Origin of the sequence: Psychrobacter sp. TB20-MNA-CIBAN-0197, assembly GCF_040309765.1 — a bacterium.
Lineage (GTDB): Bacteria > Pseudomonadota > Gammaproteobacteria > Pseudomonadales > Moraxellaceae > Psychrobacter > Psychrobacter submarinus.
This window is the reverse complement of the sequence record NZ_JBEOPC010001316.1, coordinates 1-240: the sequence shown is the minus strand read 5'-3', so window position 1 is coordinate 240 and position 240 is coordinate 1. Positions and strand designations below refer to the sequence as shown.

The 240-nt window shown below is 52.9% G+C and carries 1 pseudogene; it reads left to right on the top strand.

Annotated features, from left to right (window positions below):
- Nucleotides 1-240, top strand: a pseudogene (tuf, locus tag AAEY83_RS18215) (elongation factor Tu); the annotation flags it as partial.

Sequence of the window (240 nt, the reverse complement as noted above, 5' to 3'; positions counted from 1 at the left end):
AGATGGAAGTTCGTGACCTGCTGTCGACCTACGACTTCCCAGGTGACGACACTCCGATCATCATCGGTTCGGCTCGTATGGCGCTGGAAGGCAAAGACGACAACGAAATGGGCACCACTGCCGTTCGTAAACTGGTTGAAACTCTGGATACCTACATCCCAGAACCAGTTCGTATGATCGACAAGCCATTCCTGATGCCAATCGAAGACGTGTTCTCGATCTCGGGTCGCGGTACTGTTG